At 60.4% G+C, this 19,143-nt stretch carries 17 protein-coding genes and 1 pseudogene; 12 read left to right on the top strand and 6 right to left on the bottom strand.

Annotated elements, in window-relative coordinates; genetic code table 11:
- Positions 1-57: 57 nt before the first annotated feature.
- Positions 58-576, bottom strand: a complete 519-nt coding sequence (locus IZ6_RS10325; RefSeq protein ID WP_222874975.1) for a response regulator — start codon at positions 574-576, stop codon at positions 58-60.
- A gap of 257 nt (positions 577-833) precedes the next feature.
- Here IZ6_RS10325 and IZ6_RS10320 point away from each other — a divergent pair, with 257 nt between their 5' ends.
- From IZ6_RS10320 to IZ6_RS10300, 5 genes are read left to right on the top strand one after another with little or no spacing between them, the layout of a single operon-like run.
- Complete coding sequence (locus IZ6_RS10320) at positions 834-1,523, top strand: TetR/AcrR family transcriptional regulator (RefSeq protein WP_222874974.1); 690 nt, start codon at positions 834-836, stop codon at positions 1,521-1,523.
- Positions 1,520-2,446: an HlyD family secretion protein gene (locus IZ6_RS10315; RefSeq protein WP_222874973.1), complete on the top strand. Its 927-nt coding sequence runs from the start codon at positions 1,520-1,522 to the stop codon at positions 2,444-2,446. The genes IZ6_RS10320 and IZ6_RS10315 overlap by 4 nt, the downstream gene beginning before the upstream one ends.
- A complete protein-coding gene (locus IZ6_RS10310) occupies positions 2,443-3,396 on the top strand; it encodes an ABC transporter ATP-binding protein (RefSeq protein WP_222874972.1) in 954 nt (317 codons plus the stop codon). The genes IZ6_RS10315 and IZ6_RS10310 overlap by 4 nt, the downstream gene beginning before the upstream one ends.
- Entirely contained in the window at positions 3,393-4,541 is a 1,149-nt protein-coding gene (locus IZ6_RS10305) for an ABC transporter permease (RefSeq protein ID WP_222874971.1), read from the top strand. Before IZ6_RS10310 ends, IZ6_RS10305 begins: the two co-directional genes overlap by 4 nt.
- A gap of 2 nt (positions 4,542-4,543) precedes the next feature.
- On the top strand, positions 4,544-4,756 hold the full coding sequence (locus IZ6_RS10300; protein WP_222874970.1) for a SlyX family protein: 213 nt from the start codon (positions 4,544-4,546) through the stop codon (positions 4,754-4,756).
- A 250-nt stretch (positions 4,757-5,006) separates the two neighbouring features.
- On the opposite strand, the gene IZ6_RS10295 is transcribed toward IZ6_RS10300, so the two are convergent.
- Positions 5,007-5,285 (bottom strand): con-10 family general stress protein, encoded by a 279-nt coding sequence (locus IZ6_RS10295; protein WP_476718240.1) that lies wholly within the window; start codon positions 5,283-5,285, stop codon positions 5,007-5,009.
- A 389-nt stretch (positions 5,286-5,674) separates the two neighbouring features.
- Here IZ6_RS10295 and IZ6_RS10290 point away from each other — a divergent pair, with 389 nt between their 5' ends.
- A complete protein-coding gene (locus IZ6_RS10290; protein WP_222874969.1) occupies positions 5,675-6,424 on the top strand; it encodes a nucleotidyltransferase in 750 nt (249 codons plus the stop codon).
- Positions 6,425-6,701: 277 nt separating this feature from the next.
- Entirely contained in the window at positions 6,702-7,493 is a 792-nt protein-coding gene (locus IZ6_RS10285; protein ID WP_225873889.1) for a metallophosphoesterase family protein, read from the top strand.
- Positions 7,494-7,677: 184 nt separating this feature from the next.
- Here IZ6_RS10285 and IZ6_RS10280 read toward each other — a convergent pair whose 3' ends face one another.
- Positions 7,678-7,896, bottom strand: coding sequence for a hypothetical protein (locus tag IZ6_RS10280; RefSeq protein ID WP_222874967.1), 219 nt, complete (start codon positions 7,894-7,896; stop codon positions 7,678-7,680).
- Positions 7,897-8,150: 254 nt separating this feature from the next.
- Between IZ6_RS10280 and IZ6_RS10275 the strand changes: the two genes are divergently transcribed.
- The 3 genes from IZ6_RS10275 to IZ6_RS10265 all read left to right on the top strand — a co-directional run bounded on the left by IZ6_RS10275 (position 8,151) and on the right by IZ6_RS10265 (position 12,236).
- A complete protein-coding gene (locus IZ6_RS10275) occupies positions 8,151-9,740 on the top strand; it encodes a sensor domain-containing diguanylate cyclase (RefSeq protein WP_222874966.1) in 1,590 nt (529 codons plus the stop codon).
- 110 nt (positions 9,741-9,850) lie between these two features.
- Positions 9,851-10,795 carry an HTH domain-containing protein gene (locus IZ6_RS10270; RefSeq protein WP_222874965.1) on the top strand — a complete coding sequence of 315 codons (945 nt, stop codon included), beginning with the start codon at positions 9,851-9,853 and terminating at the stop codon, positions 10,793-10,795.
- A complete protein-coding gene (locus IZ6_RS10265; protein WP_222874964.1) occupies positions 10,767-12,236 on the top strand; it encodes a hypothetical protein in 1,470 nt (489 codons plus the stop codon). Before IZ6_RS10270 ends, IZ6_RS10265 begins: the two co-directional genes overlap by 29 nt.
- Before the next feature lie 61 nt (positions 12,237-12,297).
- Here IZ6_RS10265 and IZ6_RS10260 read toward each other — a convergent pair whose 3' ends face one another.
- Complete coding sequence (locus IZ6_RS10260; protein WP_222874963.1) at positions 12,298-12,558, bottom strand: DUF2934 domain-containing protein; 261 nt, start codon at positions 12,556-12,558, stop codon at positions 12,298-12,300.
- 257 nt (positions 12,559-12,815) lie between these two features.
- Positions 12,816-12,992: pseudogene (locus tag IZ6_RS10255) on the bottom strand (DUF3008 family protein); the annotation flags it as partial.
- 122 nt (positions 12,993-13,114) lie between these two features.
- Here IZ6_RS10255 and IZ6_RS10250 point away from each other — a divergent pair.
- Both IZ6_RS10250 and IZ6_RS10245 read left to right on the top strand, forming a co-directional pair.
- The gene (locus IZ6_RS10250; protein ID WP_222874962.1) at positions 13,115-13,855 is read left to right on the top strand and encodes a competence/damage-inducible protein A; all 741 of its coding nucleotides are present in this window, start codon (positions 13,115-13,117) and stop codon (positions 13,853-13,855) included.
- A gap of 557 nt (positions 13,856-14,412) precedes the next feature.
- On the top strand, positions 14,413-14,640 hold the full coding sequence (locus IZ6_RS10245; protein ID WP_222874961.1) for a hypothetical protein: 228 nt from the start codon (positions 14,413-14,415) through the stop codon (positions 14,638-14,640).
- A gap of 178 nt (positions 14,641-14,818) precedes the next feature.
- On the opposite strand, the gene IZ6_RS10240 is transcribed toward IZ6_RS10245, so the two are convergent.
- Positions 14,819-18,859, bottom strand: a complete 4,041-nt coding sequence (locus IZ6_RS10240; protein ID WP_222874960.1) for a Pls/PosA family non-ribosomal peptide synthetase — start codon at positions 18,857-18,859, stop codon at positions 14,819-14,821.
- Positions 18,860-19,143: the final 284 nt, after the last annotated feature.

The raw sequence follows: 19,143 nt of genomic DNA, 5'->3' as shown, positions 1-19,143 counted from the left end.
TCCTAAACAGGGGGTTCAGCAGGACAATCGAATACGGCCTGGGGGCTTGCGGCGCCTTCAGATTTCCATGCGCTCGGCACTGGCCGGCTCGTTGCCGCGCCGCTCCGGCCCCGGATAGTTGCCGCTGCGGGTGCGCCTGCGGTCGGGGCCGAAGAAATCGCCCGTTTCGACGAAGGGGCGGGGATTGGCGATGACGCTGACAAGACGCAGATAAAGGCTTTTGGGCGAAATCGGCTTGACGATGAATTCGGTGACGCCGGCATCGCGCGCCCGCGTGACCTGGCTGCGCTCCGAATAGCCCGACAGAACGATGATCGGCACATAAGGATTGGCGGACTGGCCGGAAGTCCGGATGGCGCGCGTCAGATCGAGCCCGTCCATGATCGGCATCACCCAGTCGCAGATGACGATGTCCGGCGAATGATAGTGGAAGAGTTCGAGGCCCGCCGCGCCGTCTTCGGCTTCGAGAATGTCGCGGCAGCCGAGGCCCATCAGAAGCGTGCGCAACAGACGCCGCATATTCTGACTGTCGTCGACGACGAGAATACGCAGCTTGGCAAAATCAATCCGGATCAACGTCAATTTCCATTCGCGGAGGACGCTTCAAACGCTGCCGAATCTTTTCGCCCGGCTTTTTGCGGTGCGGATGAGTGCATGCGCTAAACCCTTTCGCTACATCAAATTTCGAGGATTTGGCATGCGTTTTCGGCAAAGCGATTGCATGCACGCCGCAACCTGCCGGAAGGCCCAGGGCGTTCTCGCCCCCGGTACAATTGCGCAAAGCCGCCCTGCATGGTATATGACTGACCAGTCAGTCATTGATAGGGCAGACCATGGCCAAGGGAAAACAGGTCCGGAAAAGCGCCTCCACGCGCGGCGCCGCGCGTCCGGTGCGCAAGCGCGCAACGCCCGCCCTCACCCCGGACGAGCGCGAAGCGCGGACCAACGCCCTCCTCGCCGCAGCGCTCGATGTTTTCCTCGAACGCGGCTTCGAATCGGCGCGGCTCGATGAGGTTGCCCAGCGCGCCGGCGTCGCCAAGGGCACGCTCTATCTCTATTTCCCGTCCAAGGAGGCGCTGTTCGAAGCCTTGATCGGCTCGCTCATCGCATCGCCCTTCCAGGCGGCGGGCGAGGTCCTGCTGAAGCAGGATGTGCCGGCCGAGACGATGCTGCGCGGCCTCTTGCATTTCGCCAAGACCGAGATTCTGGCAACGCGCCGCAAGGATGTCGCGCGCCTCATCATTTCCGAAGCCGGGCGCTTTCCCGAGCTTGCCGCCTTCTATCACCGCGAAGTCATCGGCCGCGGCATGGGGATCGTGCGCTCCATCATCGAGCGCGGCGTCAAAAGCGGCGAGTTCCGCTCCGATGCCGCCGCGCGCTTTCCGCAGCTCGTCGTCGCGCCGATCCTTGTCGCTATTGTATGGACGGGCCTGTTCGACCGCGTGCAAAAGCTCGACACGTCCGGCCTGCTCGATGCCCATGCCGACCTTCTGATCGCCGGCCTCAAAGGAGGCACACAATGAACCGCCGCATGCCGCTTGCTGTTGCCGCTCTTCTTGTTCTCCTCGCCGTCTTTTGGCTGTGGCCGCGCGGCCCCGGCGGCGATGGGCTGCAGGGCTATATCGAGGGCGATCTTGTTCTGGTCGGCGCCGAAAGCGCCGGGCGCATCACCGAACTCAGCGTCGATTCCGGCAACAGGGTTGAGGCGGGCGCGCATCTTTTCGCGCTCGATGCCGAAGAACAGACCGCCGCGCGCAACAAGGCCGCGGCCGAGCTCGAGGATCTGAAATCGGCCGGCCAGCGGCCCGAACAGATTGCCGTGCTGGAAGCCGCCGAACGGCGTGCGGCGGCGGCGCTCGAACTCTCCCGGACCGATCTCGACCGCCAGCGCGAACTCTTCAAGCGTGGCGTGTCGGCCGAAGCGCGGCTGCAGCAGGCGCAGTCGACCTTCGAGCGCGATGAAGCGGCGCTGCAGGAAGCCCGCCGCCAGATCAAGGCGGCGGAGCTTGCCGGCCGCAGCGCCATGATCACGGCGCTGGAAGCTGCGCTCGACGGCGCGGAAAAAGCGCTGGCCAAGCGCCGCGTGTCGGCGCCCGTCGCCGCCGTCATCGAGGATGTCTATTTCCGCGCCGGCGAAGTCGTCGCGGCCGGCCAGCCGGTTCTGGCGCTCCTGCCGCCCGGCAATCGCAAGGTCCGCTTTTACGTGCCCGAACCGCGGCTTTCGGGCTTGCGCGTCGGCCAGGACATCACCGTCTCCTGCGATGGCTGCGAGGAGATGCAGGCGAAACTGACCTTCATCGCCAGCGAAGCGGAATTCACCCCGCCGGTCATCTTCTCGCAGGAGGAACGCTCCAAGCTCGTCTTCCGCGCCGAAGCGCGCCTGACGAAAGGCGAGGCTCTGCCGCTCGGCCTTCCGGTCGATGTGCATTTCGAGGCCGCGCCATGAGCGCCGCTTTGGCCCGCAAGCTTCAGACGCCCGAGATCGTGATCGATGTCGAAGGGCTGATCAAGAGCTTTAACGGCCGCACCGTGGTCAAGGATCTGACCATGCAGGTCAAGCGCGGGCTGATCTACGGCTTTTTGGGTCCGAACGGCTCGGGCAAGACGACGACGATCCGCATGCTGACGGGGCTCCTCACGCCTGATAGCGGACGCGGCACCTGCCTCGGCTATGACATCCTGAGAGAGTCCGAAGAGATCAAGCGTCATGTCGGCTATATGACGCAGAAATTCTCGCTCTACACCGATCTGTCCATACGCGAGAACCTCGAATTCGTCGCCCGCGTTCACGGGCTCTCATCGCCGCGCCTCGCCGCACAGGAAGCGATCGAGCGGCTCGGCCTCGAAAACCGCGCCTCGCAGCTTGCGGGCGAGCTGTCCGGCGGCTGGAAACAGCGCCTGGCCCTCGGCGCCTGCATTCTGCCCAAGCCCGATCTTCTCCTGCTCGACGAGCCGACGGCGGGCGTCGATCCGAAAGCGCGGCGCGAATTCTGGGACGAGATCCATCATCTCGCGCATGACGGCATGACCGTTCTTGTCTCGACCCATTACATGGATGAGGCCGAGCGCTGCCATGAGATCGCGTATATCGCCTATGGCGAACTTCTGACCCATGGCACGGTCGATGAGGTCGTTTCGCAATCGGGCCTTGCGACCTTCACCGTCTCCGGCGGCGATCTGACGGCGCTGGCCGATGAGCTTGCAAAGACGCCGGGCGTCGATCAGGTCGCGCCCTTCGGCGCGGCGCTGCATGTGTCGGGCCGCGACCGCACAGCGCTGGAAGCCGCCATCGCGCCGCATCGCAAAACCCATCCCGGCGCCTGGCGCGAGACGGAGCCTACGCTGGAAGACGTGTTCATCGAACTGATGAGCCGCAGCCGGGACAATTTCCAATGACGCAAAAGGCGAAAAATTTCGGCGCCTTCGACCGCTTCCTCGCGGTCTTCATCAAGGAAGTCGTGCAGCTGAAGCGCGAGCGGCTGACCTTTGCCATGATGGTGATGATCCCGCTGATGCAGCTTTTGCTGTTCGGCTACGCCATCAACACCGATCCGAAATCGCTGCCGACCGCGCTTGTGCAATTGGACGACAGCCCGTTCGCGCGCAGTTTCGTCTCGGCGATGAAGGCGACGGAATATTTCGACATTCAGCAGAATGTCCGCAGCGAAAAGGAACTCGACGATCTGTTCCTCGCCGGCAAGATCCAGTTTGCGGTGCAGATCCCTCCCAATTTCGGCCGCGACATCATGCGCGGCGAAAAGCCGGCGCTGCTGGTCATTGCGGACGCGACCGATCCGTCCGCCTCGGGCAATGCCATCTCGGCTCTGCAGCAGCTTCCGGCGCGCGTCTTCCAGCGCGATCTGCAGGGGGCGGGGGCGCGGCTCGACGGCGCCAAGCCCGCCTTCGAATTGCGTCTGCACCGCCGCTACAATCCCGCCGGCGAGACGACGTTCAACATCGTGCCCGGCCTGATGGGCACGATCCTGACGCTCACTATGCTGCTGTTCACCGGCCTGTCGGTGACGCGCGAGGTCGAACGCGGCACGATGGAGACCTTGCTGTCGCTGCCGATCCGCCCGGTCGAGATCATGCTCGGCAAGATCGCGCCCTATGTCGTTGTCGGCGCGATGCAGATGACGCTCATCCTGTCCTGCGCTTTTCTTCTGTTCAGCGTGCCGCTGGCGGGCTCGCTGCCGCTGCTTCTCGCGCTGACGACTTTGTTCATCGTCGCAAATCTTGCCGTCGGCTACACCTTCTCGACTCTCGCCAAAAGCCAGCTGCAGGCCATGCAGATGAGCTTCTTCTTCTTCCTGCCGTCCATGCTGCTCTCCGGCTTCATGTTCCCGTTCCGCGGCATGCCGGATTGGGCGCAGACCATTGGCGAGATTTTACCGTTGACGCATTATCTGCGCATCGTGCGCGGCATCATGCTGAAGGGGGCGGGGTTCTTCGATCTTGCGCCCGAAGTCGGGGCGCTTGCCGCCTTCATGCTCGTTGCGATGACGATTGCCGTCTTCCGCTTCCGCCAGACTCTGGATTGATCATGCCGACCGATACCGCCCGCCTCGAAGCGCTCGAAACCCGCATCGCCTATCAGGACGAGGTGATCGAGGATCTGAACAAGACGATCACGGCGCAATGGAAAGAGATCGATCGGCTGGCGCGCGAAGTCGCGTCTCTCGGCGAGCGCGTGGCGCGGGCGGAGGAGGGGCCGGGGACCGATCCCGCCGATGAGCCGCCGCCGCCGCATTATTAACGACCTCATCCTGAGGAGGCACCGAAGTCGGGTCTACCCGACTTCGGCACTTTGAGCTCAAGTCGGCAACAGCCGACTTGAGTGCGCCGTCTCGAAGGATGGGCAGCATCTTTGGCCCATGGTTCGAGACGCGCAGCTTTGCTGCGCTCCTCACCATGAGGCTTCATGTACACACAAAACATCACCGGCCGGACTCAGTTAAGAGCCCGGCCGGTTCTGTGTCCGATCTGGAGGGGGTTTCTTCTACGCGTCAGATATCGCTGTGCCGGCTGCGATCGGGGGATCGGTCGCTGCCGTCGGGGAAATTGCTGCCGCTTTGCTGGCCGCCTTTTCGGCCGGCCTCGGAGGCGCGCTGCGGATCATGGGCAAAATTGCCGCCGCTCATTTGCCCGCCTTTGCGCCCGGCTTCGACCGCGCGTGCGCGGTCCTTTGCAAAATTGCCGGGGCTTTCGCGCCCGCCTTTGGAGGCGATTTCCCGCTGCTTGGCTTCGTCCATTGAGGCAAAGCCACGGTTCGACGTCTGGCTCATTTTTGAGTTCTCCATGTCGGGGTTCGGTGGCCTCAACCGCCACCAAGACCAACCCCTGTGAGAGCGGGCCGTTCCTTTACGAAATGTGTGATTGCAGGGTGATTTGCGGGCGAAAATCGGTCAGCGAAGCGGGCTGTAAGGGCCTCATCCTGAGGAGGCGCACCGAAGTCGGGTCTACCCGACTTCGGCAATCCTTATGGCTCAAGTCGGCAAAGCCGACTTGAGTGGGCCGTCTCGAAGGATGGGCGACAATGTGTGGCCCATGGTTCAAGACGCGGAGCTGCGCTCCGCTCCTCACCATGAGGGAGAGGAAGAGCGGAACATTCCTCTTCGCTTCCGTGTTTCGTTTTCTCCCACAATGGAGAGTGGGGACGGAGACCTAAGAGGCGATGCCCTCACATCATGTCGCGGTGAAAAGCATGCCCGTGCCGCCCAAGGCCGAGCTGTTTTATGCCGAGAGCCTGAAATATCTGAAGAAGTCCGGCATCCCGTTCATGGTCGCCGGCACCTATGCCGTGGGCTCCTATACGGGCATCCGCAGGCCGACCAAGGATCTCGATATTTTCTGCCGGGCCGGGGACTATCCGCGCGTGCTGCGCTATTTCCAGGATCTCGGCCACAAGACGGAGATCGAGGACGAGCGCTGGATCGCGAAGGTGAAGAAGGGGCGTTATGTCTTCGACGTCATCTTCAATTCGCGCACGGCGGCCACGCCCATCACCGATGCCTGGTTTGCCGAAAAGCACACGGCGAAAATCTACGGCATCGAAGTTCAGCTCATCGCGCCGACGGAACTGGTCTGGTCGAAAATCTTCGTCCAGAACCGCGAGCGCTATGACGGCGCCGACATCGCCCATGTGATTTTGAAACAGCACGCCGAAATCAACTGGAAGCGCCTGCTCGATTATGGCGAGCAGTATTGGGAAGTGCTGCTCATCCACATTCTCAATTTTCGCTTCATTTATCCGACCGAGCGTCATTGCGTGCCCGATTGGCTGTTCGACGAACTGATGGCGCGGCTGCAGAACCAGCGCGCCATGCCGGAGGGCAAAACCCGCGTCTGCCGCGGCCGCCTGTTTTCGCCGCCGGATTATTTCATCGACATCGCCGAATGGGGCTTTGCGGATATCGTGGGGTAGTGTCCCGGACCAGCTGTGCGGAGCACAGCGCCGATCCGGGACCCAGGAGTAAGCGCGAAGCGCATATTGAACGGCGCTCAAATCGGGTGTTTCCGACTTGAGATTAAAAGAAACGAACTCGGAAACATCCGAGTTCGAACGCTCTCATATCTGGACCCCGGATCACGCGACCGGGCTTTGCCCGGCGCGGTCCGGGGAACCCTGGGGCGTCCCCAACCATTCCCCTTACAGGCACACTCAGCACAGTGCCGGTCAGGACGCGCCCATGCAGGAACATGTGAAAACCGAAACCCGCCGCGCCGCGCCAAAGCCCGCCGCGCAGCCGCAGGCCGCCGCAAACGATGAGCCGGCGCAGCAGAACGAGACGGTGCGTGTCGCGGCGCTGGGCGATCTGCATATGAAGGAAGATGCGGGCGGCTATTACAAAGATCTGTTTCTGGAATTGAACGACACCGCCGATATTCTGTGCCTTGCCGGAGATCTCACGGATTTCGGAAAAACGCGCGAGGCGGAAAATCTTGCGGAAGATCTGCGCCATCTGAAAATCCCCGCCGTCGGCGTGCTCGGCAATCATGATTACGAATGCGGCCAGCCGGAAGAGGTGACGCGCATTCTGCGTCAGGCGGGTCTGTGCATGCTCGGCGAAAACGCCCATGTGCATAAAGGCGTCGGCTTTGCCGGCGTGAAGGGGTTCGGCGGCGGCTTCGGGCGGCGCATGCTCGGCGCCTTCGGCGAGCCTGCGGTGAAGGCCTTCGTGCAGGAAACGATCGAGGAGTGCCACAAGCTCGAGATCGCGCTGCGCTCGCTGCGCACCGAAAAAAAGATCGTCGTGCTGCATTATTCGCCGATCGAGGAAACCGTCGTCGGCGAGCCGGAACAGATTTATGCCTATCTCGGCTGTTCGCGCCTCGCTGAAACCATCGACCGGTTCGACATCACGGCCGTCGTCCACGGCCATGCGCATCGCGGCACATATAAGGGAAAGACGCCGAAAGGCGTGCCCGTCTTCAATGTCGCGGCGGGAATCGCCAAAGAAGAAGGCCGCACTTACGCGCTGCTTGAGATTTAAGAATCCCCGTCGGGTTATTGAGCTACAGCCTCATGGTGAGGAGCGCCGTAAGGCGCGTCTCGAACCATGGGCCACACTCCGCTGCCCATCCTTCGAGACGCGAGGCTCTGCCTCGCTCCTCAGGATGAGGCTGGGTCCACACAAAATACCGGCCGGGCTCATCGCTGAGCCCGGCCGAGAAGCATCAGCCCATCACGCGCTTGGTGTTCTGGCGCTGCGGAAGAACGTCCTGGCTCTTGTAGGCGTCCGGAGCCTTCTGCTCCCAGGCGTTCGTGTCGAGCGCTTCGGTGTTCCAGATTTCGTCGCGCTTCTGAACGCGCTCGTCGTTCATGCCGGCAAAGGACGAGGTCGCCGAAAGAGCGGCAACGGCTGCGACGGTGATAAAGATTGCCTTCTTGTACATGTCATCTCTCCAGTTTGATTTCGCGAACCGCACGAAAGCGGCGGCTCTGTGGAGATGTACGGAGCGGGCGGCGGCACGGATGCGCGGGCACCGCAAATAAGTGGTTTTCCCTATCTGTAAGCTTCTGACAACGCTCGATTAACGCTGTTTGTGAAGGCGGCTGTAAGTCTGTTCGGGCATCGTTCTCCGCGACGATGCCGAAAACCCTGACACGTCCTTTTTCCTCCTGGCCGCTCCGCGGCCAGATTGCGCTTATGACCAGCCTTGTGGGCCTGGCTGTTGCGCTCGCCATCGGCGCGGGCGCGGTCATCACCTCGCGCGCCCATTCCATCAATCTTGTGCGCGCCGATCTCACGGCGGTGGCCGGCGTCATGGCCGATCGTGTCGGCCGCGGCGTCGAACAGCGCCTGCGCGAGATGACCTTCCTGTCCGAGCTCGAACCCATTCGCGGCAATTGGGAGAGATCGCCCGCAACCATCCGCCGCGTGCTCGATCTGTTGCAGGACGGCACGCATATCTATGCCTGGATCGGCTTTGCCGACCGCAGCGGAAAAGTGCTCGCGGCGACGGATGCCGTGCTCGAAGGCATGCCCATGCGCAGCACGGCCTGGTTCGAGCGCGGTCTTGCCGGCTCCTATGTCGGCGATGTCTATGAAGCGCGCTCTCTGGTCGGCAACAATCAGGTCGCCGTTCCGCAGGTTTTCGATGTCGCGGTGCCGGTCTTGGATGCGGAGGGCGAGCTTCTCGGCGTGCTCGGCGCGCAGGTCAACTGGTCGTGGTTTGCGGGCCTGCGCGATGCGGCGCTCGCAACCGATCTTCACGCCTCCACCAGCATCTACATCACGCGCCGCGACGGCACGGCGCTGCTCGGCGCGCTGCTCGACACGCAGATCATTTCCCGCGAGGCCGCCGAGCAGGCCTATAGCAAAGGCCGCGGCACGACGGAGGAGGGCGATCTTCTGAAAGCCTTCTCGGTCATGCGCGGGCGTGAAGGCGCCTCGCTCGGCTGGATCATCGTCACGACGCAGCCGCGCGCCATTGCGCTGGCGCAGGTCAACCAGATGACATTCGTCATCGTCCTTATCGGCTGCGTCATGGCGATCGTTGCGCTTCTCGCCGCCGGCGCCTTGGCCAATCGCCTGGCCCGGCCGCTGCGCGCGCTGACCGCCGAGGCCGACCGCATCGGCACCGATCGCGGCGCAACGCTCGGCCTGCATAAGGGCTCGGAGGAAATCGCCCGCCTGTCTTTTGCGCTGCGCGCGCTGCTGGCGCGCCTCGGCCATGAAGAAAAGCTCCGCATGGAAACGGCCGAAGAGCTGAACCGCACGACGACGCAGTTCGCCTCCCAGCTGCGCAGCCTGAAAGACCTTGCCGATACCGATGCGCTGACCGGCCTCAGAAACCGCCGCTTCTTCGAGGAGGCTGCGCACTATCAGAAGGGCGCGGCCATCCTCGCGCTCGACATCGATCACTTCAAATCGGTCAATGACCGCTTCGGCCATCTCGTCGGCGATGAGGTGCTGAAACAGGTCGCGGCCATTGTCGCGCTCGGCACGCGCGCAACGGATCTGGCGGCGCGCTTCGGCGGCGAAGAGTTCGTGGTGCTGCTGCGCGGCGTCGGCCCGCAGCGCGCCCGCATGCTGGCCAACCGCATGCGCGTCGACATCGAACGGGCGGTCAAACTGCCGGACGGAAGATCCGTCACCGTCTCGCTGGGCGTTGCCGCCTGGCAGGAAAACGAGCCTCTCGACATCGCGCTCGGCCGTGCGGACATCGAACTCTACCGCGCCAAGGAAACGGGCCGGAATAGGGTGTGTGTGGCCGGGACGGAGCGGGCGGCTTAGGGGGCGGAACTCATTGACTTAATTGATTTGCTCACACGGCGTTCGCTAAATCAGCCGGCCATGTCGACAGGCGTTCATGCAATCTCTATTTGTTTTATAACGGGTAGAGCATGAACCAGTATCTAGAGATTGCGGAGAAGATACTTTCTGACGAGCGTCGCCCTATGAGCGCGCGCGCGATTCTTCGCCAAGCTTACGCTACAGGTATAGTTCCTCATCATTTACATGGCCAAACTCAGCATAAGACGCTTCAAGCGCGTCTAAGCGAAGACATCCTTGAACGTCGCGAGAAGAGCCTATTTTTTCGTACCGCGCCCGGTCAGTTTTTCCTTCGCCGTTTTCTTGACAACAAGGATATCCCGATCAGGCATCGGACACCGATGATCGCTCGTCGGCGGACCCGAGATTTACTCAAGGGCAAAGTGCTTACGGCTTCTAAGAGAATTTTCGCTCGTAACAATGAACCGATTCAGATCCATGACGTGCTCAAGCACTCAGCGAAATTCAGTTACGAGAATCAAAGAGAACTGGAAGAAGATTCTGCTCCCATATGGTCTTTCACCGTTGTTCGTCGAGACAACTGCGTGCTCTCGTATAGAAGTGGACGGTATCGAGATGACCGAGATGAGTTCACAAACAAGAGAACTATAGGCTTCATAAATTTAGTGCAGCAACACCACAGAACGTTATTCGACGGCGGCAGCTCGGGTATTCTCGAAAGTGGAATTGAGGCTGCCGTGATCGATCTCGATTTTCCTGAAGACAACGAACGCGGTCTTCGGCGCGCTGTTTTGAAGTTTTTTCTTTGGGTGTCTGGAAAATACTCCCATGACACTCTTCTTGCAGTTGTGCTATTTGATTGCCCCGATTGGTACGAGCCGACCAAGCATCGGTTGTCTCTTAATAATCTGCAGTGGCTGGATTTGTCATCCGTTCCCAACGACTTGGACGACTTCGACCCGTGGTCGCAGAAGATTCTTCAATCTCACTACGAATTGCGGCGCGCGGGAGTGCCGCTGATTTCTGATGGCTATTCGGGTGATCGAAGATATTGAGGTTTCGTACTTCAAGCATCAACTTGAAAGCCGCGACTCATTTCAAACAAAACGAGCGCTACAGTACATTTGCGAACTATACCGGCGGGATGGAAGATTCAGTGCCGCCGACCTTTTTGGAATAGAAAATACAGTTGTTGGACTGATCCAAACGTCGGCCGATAACAAGGTTAAACGTTGGGCGTTAAACACAATAGCTCGGATAGGGCGACGGGATGTCTGCTTACGAGCCGTTCTCGATGCGTTGGAAAATTATTCTGATAACGCCGATGTAGTCGGTGCCGCGATCGCCGCGCTTTTTAAGCTGGACAATCCAGGTGCTTACAAGCTCCTGACCGACAAGGACAGGTTCTCTCAGGATCTTATCCTTTTGTCGGCGCTGCAAAATACCTCGGCTAGTAGTCTCGATCTAAAACGTACGAAGATCGATATTGATGTCGCCTCTCCGGATATCCTCAAGCTTGCCTTGATAACTGTCGGGCTCGATAAAGCTCCGGAGAACATCTTCCACCCAAAGCATAGCAATTCCGCGATTGTTAAAGCATTAGGGAAGCACGACGATTCCATCGTTGCACAATACTCTGTTTGGGCTGTGGTGGAGAATGCCAAGCTTTCTACAAGAGACATTGGGATCGATTTGAGAAGACTGGACGAACGCCCGGCCAACGTTAGGGCTTGGGTTTATCAGCTGTTCGGTTCCGAAAACGGCCCCCGTAAACGTCGGCATGAAATGGTGCTTAGAGGGTCCGCAGATCACTCGGATGAAGCCCGGATAGGCTTAGCGACGGGGCTTCGAGATACTTATTATGCCAACCTGGATAAGGTCGTAACAGAATGGCATTTGAAAGAGGCCAACGCCGAAGTGTCCGCTCTTACGGTGGATCATATGGTGCGCCAGATCGACCACTCTAAGGATTATGAAAATCTTGTCCGTCAGATCTTCGAAGCCGCAGGGGTAGATTCACCCGCGCGCGGGAGGATTTTGGCGATGGCGGCTCGGACCAAGTTCTATCCGGAGCTGCGTAAGGCAGAAGTATTGGCAAGAGACCTCTTCACAATGACCAAAGATGTTCATATCGGGACGTTGCAAATAGGAACGCTGCAAGCGAGTGCGGTGGCCTTTGGTGGCTCGGCCGTCAGCTACGGTAATACCGGAAACGTTTTGTCTGCCGCACAGATCGGAGTGGCTAAAGAAGTACTCGCAGCAGCCCGTGATGCCCTGCAAGCTTTGGAAAGCAGCCCTGAAGCAAGAAGTAGGGTTATCGATGAAATTGAGGGGGCTACTCAAGATCCGAGTCCAACGAAGCTCCAAGGAGTAGGTAAGGCGTTGGAGGCTCTGAGTAACAACTTGATACGTACTGCGGATACGGCAGAAGCGATTCATAAAATTGGTACGTACGGCGGCCAAATTCTAGATCTAGTTTCAAAGTTCACGACATAGAAAAAGCCGGGAGTTTCATCCCGGCTTTTGCATTTTCAGAGCTTTTGAAGGTGAGTGGCTGCTAACCCAGCTCCGTGCTCTCTTTTAGCTCGTCGCCTTTCGGCTGGTCGGGTGGGGTTTCGCTCGGCGGGGCATCGTTCGACTGCTCCTCGGTCTGCTGAGACTTAGAGGCAGGCGGCCGGTTTTCGTCGCGCCGTTCGGCCGGCGTGCCGAGGATTTGCTGGCGCGCCTGGAGCCAGTGCTCCAGCTCGCGGCCTTCAGGCTGGCCCTCGCGCGCCCAGATCTCATAGGCGCGCAGGCGGATCAGTTCGTTGTCGTTCATGACCCGAACATCCCCTTTACCCGCGAGATGAGGCCTTTCTTCTTCGAGCCTGATGAGCGCGAGGACGTGCTCTTCGACTTCGGCGTCTTGGCGCGGGTCTTGGTCCGCGACTTGGCCGCCGCGCGCGTCGTCTTTGATGCCGTCCGGCTCTTGGCCGCGCCGGACTTTGCAGTTGTCTTCCGTGCCGTCGACTTCCGCGCCGCCGGTTTGCGGCCCGCTTTGCGGCGGGCTGTCGATTTGGCTTTCGACTTGGCGCCGATGCGCTCGGGCTTGCCCTTGCGCTTGGTCGAGGCCAGTTCGTCGAGCTGCTTTTCGGACATGGACGCCGCCATGCTCTTCGAAGCGCCCTTGAGTTTGGATTTCGGCGTCTTGCCGCGTTTGGCGGCGAGCGCCGCGCCTGCAGCCTTTTGTTGAGCGCCAGATTTTGCCGGCATGTGTGGTGACCTCCCCGGAGAAAACTACTGATGGTTAGAGTAAAACCCGGTTGGGCCCTCAAGGGTTCCGGGCGAGGGAACGCCGCTTGCCTCGCCGGAAGGACAGGATCAAAATCAACACCATGGCTTCAGACATTGTCACCGCCGCCGTCCTTCTCATCGGCGACGAAATCCTTTCCGGACGCACCAAGGACATCAATGCCGGCTTCATCGCCGAGCGGCTGACCGAGCTCGGCATCGATCTGAAAGAGATCCGTGTCGTCGCCGACGAGGAGCCCGCCATCATCGAGGCGCTGAACGCGCTGCGCGCCCGCTACACCTATGTGTTCACGACCGGCGGCATCGGCCCGACCCATGACGACATCACCGCCGATGCCGTGGCCAATGCCTTCGGCGTCAAGCTGCCGATCCACCCCAAGGTCGAAGCCGATATGCGCATCCATTTCGCCGACCGGCTGAATGAGGCGCGGCTGCGCATGGCGCGCGTGCCCGAAGGCGGCGAGCTGTTTTATGCCGAAGGCATCATCGCGCCGGGCTTTCGCATCGGCAATGTCTTCGTGATGGCCGGCGTGCCGAAGATCATGCAGTCCATGTTCGCGGCGATCGCTCCCGGCCTGAAGACGGGACCGAAGGTTCTGTCCGAGACGATCCTTGCCAATGCCAAGGAGGGCGATGTCGGAACGCCGCTCGGCGAAATCCAGAAGCGGCATCCCGAAACCTCGATCGGCTCCTATCCCTTCCAGGATGAGCGCGGCCACAACACCAATCTCGTCATCCGCGCCCGCGATCCGGATGAGCTCGCCCGCGTGAAGGCCGAGGTTCTCGCAATGCTCGATCAGGTGCACGCCGAAGTGCCGGTGTGAGTTTCTGACGCAGCGCGGAAACGTGCGTTCTCCCTCTCCCGAGCCAAGTCGGGCCTGCCCGATTTGGCCATTCAAAGTCTGAACTCGGAAACATCCGAGTTCAGCGAGCGAGGTGAGGGGGACCTGCCAAACTCCGCCTCATCCTGAGGAGGCCTGCTTTAGCGGGCCGTCTCGAAGGATGGGCCACATCGCTCATCCTTCGAGACGCCGCTGCGCGGCTCCTCAGGATGAGGCATCAAAGCCCATCGCCCTGATTTCCCCTAATCACCCCTGAACTGAATTCAGATGTGCCTTCGCACTTGCACGTAAGTGAGCGCTGCGGGCTTTGAGTTCATTTTGATTAGTCTTTCCCCCGTCGCGCTCTATCCGCCTCAGAAACAACGCGCATCGAAACGGAGTGCGAAGACTTCAATGCTCCGCTTTAAGAATCTTCTCACGTTGCGCTTCTTTTATGCCTGCACATACGTCATGGCGGCATCCCGCACCCGTGCCTTGCTGCCGACTCACTGTGGCGTGAGCATCGTGTGCGTGGGGGATGCGGAAACAGGGAGCATCTCATGGCTCAGGCAATGACGATCGGCAAAGCCGGCCACAAGGCCGGGCGCGTCAATGGGGGCCCGCCTTTGGGCGGCGTCCTCGGCAAGGTCAAAACCTATATCGCGGTCTATGGCGCCGCGGTAGGTACATCGGACTCCGAAATCGGCCATCCGTCTTTAACCCGGCATGAAATGGACGAGCTGGGGATCAGGCGCAGCAAGGCCGTCAATGCCGTCCTGCATCACTAGCGGCGGACCCAAAAAGCCGCCCCGGCCGGTTGAGGCCAGGCCGGGGCGGCGCCTGCCTTACCGCCTCATCCTGAGGAGGTCCGCTTTAGCGGGCCGTCTCGAAGGATGGGCCAGTCCCTCATCCTGAGGAGCCGCGCAGCGGCGTCTCGAACCATGAGGTCCAAAACCTCGCAGGAGCTTACGACGGATAGACCTGCATGGCGGGGTTGCCGCGCCAGATCGTCTTTTCACCGAGCGTCTCGCCCTTCATGACGAAGCAGTCGGAATCGACAATCGCCTGTTCGCCGGTGGCCACGCCGTAATGGACGAGCGAATTCGTGCCGATCGTCGTCCCGGCGCCGAGGCGGATCATGTCGGATTTGAAAATGCCGTCTTCCATCGAATGCGCCTGGACGATGGAGAACTCACTGAGGGTGCAGTAATCCCCGACTTCGACCAGAGTTCGCTCCGTCATCACACAACCATCGTCATAAACCATGCGGCCGGTCTTTGTGCCGAGCAGGCGGCTGATGAGATTTTTGAACGGTGTGCCGCGGAACAGGAAGGTTAGGAAGTTTTCCGACATCTTCCAGTGATGCTCGATCTGCCAGTAATCTTTGTGCAGGATCGTGCAGCGATTGGGGCGCAGTTTGCGGAAGCCGAGGCTCGACCACTCCATCAGCGCAAAGAAAAAGATAGAGAAAACAAGAAGGCACAGCGTGGCGCCGGCCAAAGCCGCAATGCCGTAAATGGGAAACAGCTTCAGCGTCCAGTAGAGCGAGGCCATTGCGGCAAGGCCGAATATCCAGTGTGACATCAGAAAAAGTGCCATGCTGGCGATATTGTTGCGGTTTTTCTTCCTCAGCAGGGCCGCGCGCTCCTGCGGCGTGAATTCTTCGGAAAAGTTCTTATCCGTCCCGACGCTGCGCGGAATCTCAAACACCGGCGAGCCGAGAAGGCCGGTGTTCTCCCGCACGCCGCCATCGACCGGCAGCATGAGCTTGGTTGCGAGCAGGCAGTTGTCACCGGCGCGCGAGCCGGGCGGCACGAGGATCACATTGCCGAGGAAGTTGTTTTCCGCGATCGCCGACCGTTCGAGGCGGAACGAGGTCGAGGAGAACTGCGCGTTCACCATCAGGAGTGTGCTCGACACCATGGTGCCGCTGCCGACTTTGCAGAGGAATGGCGAATCGAAGCGCTGGAACGAGCCGAAATTCGAGCCCGTCTGAATGACCGTCGACAGATCGACGCCGATCAGCCTGAGATAATGAACGATGTAGGAGCTGTCGCCGAACAGCGTGTTGAAATAATCGAGATTGCTCGCCGCCGTCATCATCCGGAAGGCGAAATAGCGCAGGCCGTAAAGCGGGTAGGTGACGCCCTCGCGCAGCAGAAGATTGAGAAGCCGCGGAATGGCCCAGACGCGCACGAGCGCAACGATCAGAAGCGCCACCATGAGGCCGGCAGTTGCCGCGAGAATGATGCCGAAAATCACGGGCGAGAATTGCGGAAGCCGCGAAGCGACCGTCGCAAGGCTCTGTCCGAAGAGTTCGGGGAAGAAGAAATAGATGGTGAGCGGCAGAACCGGGAACACCCAGAACAGCGTCGAGCCGAGATGAAAGCCGACATAGAGCGTCTTGCGGACCGCCGTCATTTTGCGCGGTTCGGCCTCGGCCGGCCGGGACTGGCACTGGCGGGCCGGCGAGCCCTGAAATGTCGCGCCCTCGGGAATGCTGGCGCCGGCGGGCAGGAGCGAGGCATGGGCAAGGCGGCCGCCATCGCCCAGGCTTGCGCCGATATCGACCATGCTGTGTTCGCCGACGACCGCGCCTTTGCCGATGGTGACCGGGCCGGTATCGATATAGCCGGCCTGGGCGCGGTAGCCGGTGAGGATCGAATAATTGCGCAGAACCGTATCGTCGCCGATATCGATCAGGTCCGTACAGAGCGGGAAGGACTGCGACAGGATGACGACGTTCTTGCCGATGCGGGCGCCGAGCAGCCGGAGGTAAAGATTAAAGAGCGGCGTCGAGCGGAACAGCAGGATCGGATTGAAGGACATCAGGGTCTTGACGACCCAGAAGCGAAAATATTTCGCGCCCCAGATCGGGAATGTGTCTTCCTTCCAGGTTCCGACGACGACCCATTTCGCCACAACCGGAAGCGCCGAATAACCGAAGAACAGCATGACATTCAGAGCGACGGCGCGCAGATACATGTCCACGATGTCGGTGGACTGCAGCATGAAATCGAACGACCAGACGACGATTTCGAGATTGGCCCAGATAAAGCCAAGGAAGAAAATGAGTTGGAACGCGCCGCACAGATAATAATTCGTCGCGGATGGCACGTTGGCGTGCACGAAGTTTTCCGCCGGCGCCTGAACGCGCGCCGAGGATTGCCCGTCGATCAGCGCGGCGATCTGGCGGACTGTCGGGTTCTGGTAAAGATCGCGCATCGAGACGGTCGCGCCCGGAAGATGCGTGCGGATGTCCGACGACAGGCGCGCCATCAGAAGAGAGTGCGCGCCGAGCGTGTCGAAGAAGTGGTCTTCGACCGAGACTTTGTCGACGCCGAGCAGGCCGGCGAGCGCGTCCGAAATCAGGGTTTCGGTTGCGCCCTCGGCGGCGACATGATCCCCGGCGCTTGTTGCGGTAAAGCGCGGGCCGCACGGCGGCGGCAGCTTTTTGCGGTCGGCCTTGTGGCTCGGCAGCAGCGGGATCTCCGGCAGGATTTCGATATAGGCCGGAATCATGTAGCGGGGCAGGCGAGCCTTGAGCTGTGCGCTGACGCGCTCATTGTCGAGGCGCGCATGGCCCGGCTGCAGCGTGCAATAGGCGACGAGTTCGAGAGGACCGCCATCTTCCGACCAGGGATTGACGACGGCCTGTGCGATCTCGGGCACTTCCATCAGGGCCGACTCGATTTCCGTCAGCTCGATCCGGTAGCCGCGAATTTTAACCTGGGTGTCGATGCGGCCGAAATATTCGATCTCCCCGTCATCGGTAATGCGGCCAAGATCGCCTGTGCGGTAAAGACGTTTCGAGGGATTGTTCTCGAGTTTCAGAAAATCCGGAATGAAGGCCTTGGTGGTCAGATCCTCGCGGTTGAGATAGCCGCGCGCAAGGCCGATGCCGGCAATGCAGATCTCGCCGGTTCCGCCCGGCGGCACGAGCTTTTCCTCATTCTCTTCCAGAATAAGGATCTGATAGGTCGGCAGCGGGACGCCGATCGTGACCGGCTTTTCCGGGCGCACCTCCGTCCAGGTGGCCGTGACGGTCGCTTCCGTCGGTCCGTACACATTCAGCAATTTTCGGCCGGGTCTATACCAGCGGGAAACGAGATCCTGCGGACAGGCCTCGCCGCTGAGAAGCAGCAGTTTCAGATCGGGCAGATCGCGGTTGATGGTCGCCAGCAGCGTCGGTACGCAGCACATGGCGGTGATGCGGTTCTTTTCCAGAAAATCGGCGAGATCGCAGCCGGCAAGCGCCGTTTTGGAGATGCCCGGAACAAGCGTCGCGCCTGCCAGAAGCGGCACCCAGATCTCTTCGACCGAGAAGTCGAAAGCGATCGTCATGCCCTGATAGACGCGGTCGCCTTCGCAATATCCATAAACTTCAGCAGCGACCTTGACGAAGTTGCAGATGCTCGGGTGATCGACGGCAACGCCCTTCGGCTTGCCGGTCGAGCCGGAGGTATAGATGACATAGCAGAGCTGTTCGCGCGGCGGGCCCTTTTCCGCAGTACTCAGCCGCCTTGGCGAGCACCGGGCGATTGTCGCGGCCTCCTCATCGACATACACGGTCTCAAGGCCGATGCCTTCAAACGATCCGCTGTTCTCCGCCAGAGAAATAATGAATCGTACACCGGCGTCTTCGGTGATGATCGCGATGCGATCGCGCGGGAAGCTGACATCCAGCGGCACATAGGCCGCGTTCAGCTTCATGACCGCCAGCATGGATATGTACGTTTCGGCGCTCTGCTTGAGCATGATGCCGACACGGGCGCCGGATTTGAGGCCGCGTTTCCGTAGGTAGCGGGCTAGCCTGTTGGCTCGCGCATCGAGTTCTTCATAGGAAATCGGCCCACTCTCAAGCAGAACCGCAGGGAAGCTTTTGCCGTGCTTTTCCGTGAGTTCGTCGCATTTCTGCTCGAAGACGCGGTCCAGCCTTTCGCCCTTTTTCCAGCGAATCCGATTGTCGTACGTGTCGCACGTAAGTACGCCGCCAATATCGCTCACACGTTCCTCAATCCGGGATAGCTGTATTAACTAATCGGTAACTTGTTAGTTGAAGCGAGTAGCGGCGTAAGTATAGCTTTAGTCAAGTTGAGGCGGTTGTTGTTAGTTAACGGCAATCGAGAGCATTCGGTGCGGCAGATACGAGGCGGCAGAAAGCCCTGCAAATAATAGGGATTCGGCGCTTTGGATGAGGAAATGTCTGCGGAGTAGGCACACATGCTCAGGAAGAACACATTCAGCCTCCTCGAGTCGGAGGTCCGGTCTTATCCGCGCAACTTTCCCTG

The sequence above is a fragment of the Terrihabitans soli genome (genome assembly GCF_014191545.1).
Lineage (GTDB): Bacteria > Pseudomonadota > Alphaproteobacteria > Rhizobiales > Methylopilaceae > Flaviflagellibacter > Flaviflagellibacter soli.
Note: the sequence above shows the minus strand (reverse complement) of the source record. Positions and strands in the feature narration are given on the sequence as shown.

Coding starts and splice junctions, on each gene's coding strand:
- IZ6_RS10265 (WP_222874964.1), top strand. CDS start 10,767: ATGGCTATTCGGGTGATCGAAGATATTGAGGTTTCGTACTTCAAGCAT.
- IZ6_RS10290 (WP_222874969.1), top strand. CDS start 5,675: ATGCCCTCACATCATGTCGCGGTGAAAAGCATGCCCGTGCCGCCCAAG.
- IZ6_RS10245 (WP_222874961.1), top strand. CDS start 14,413: ATGGCTCAGGCAATGACGATCGGCAAAGCCGGCCACAAGGCCGGGCGC.
- IZ6_RS10280 (WP_222874967.1), bottom strand. CDS start 7,896: ATGTACAAGAAGGCAATCTTTATCACCGTCGCAGCCGTTGCCGCTCTT.
- IZ6_RS10300 (WP_222874970.1), top strand. CDS start 4,544: ATGCCGACCGATACCGCCCGCCTCGAAGCGCTCGAAACCCGCATCGCC.
- IZ6_RS10260 (WP_222874963.1), bottom strand. CDS start 12,558: ATGAACGACAACGAACTGATCCGCCTGCGCGCCTATGAGATCTGGGCG.
- IZ6_RS10270 (WP_222874965.1), top strand. CDS start 9,851: ATGAACCAGTATCTAGAGATTGCGGAGAAGATACTTTCTGACGAGCGT.
- IZ6_RS10250 (WP_222874962.1), top strand. CDS start 13,115: ATGGCTTCAGACATTGTCACCGCCGCCGTCCTTCTCATCGGCGACGAA.
- IZ6_RS10320 (WP_222874974.1), top strand. CDS start 834: ATGGCCAAGGGAAAACAGGTCCGGAAAAGCGCCTCCACGCGCGGCGCC.
- IZ6_RS10275 (WP_222874966.1), top strand. CDS start 8,151: ATGACCAGCCTTGTGGGCCTGGCTGTTGCGCTCGCCATCGGCGCGGGC.
- IZ6_RS10310 (WP_222874972.1), top strand. CDS start 2,443: ATGAGCGCCGCTTTGGCCCGCAAGCTTCAGACGCCCGAGATCGTGATC.
- IZ6_RS10295 (WP_476718240.1), bottom strand. CDS start 5,285: ATGAGCCAGACGTCGAACCGTGGCTTTGCCTCAATGGACGAAGCCAAG.
- IZ6_RS10305 (WP_222874971.1), top strand. CDS start 3,393: ATGACGCAAAAGGCGAAAAATTTCGGCGCCTTCGACCGCTTCCTCGCG.
- IZ6_RS10315 (WP_222874973.1), top strand. CDS start 1,520: ATGAACCGCCGCATGCCGCTTGCTGTTGCCGCTCTTCTTGTTCTCCTC.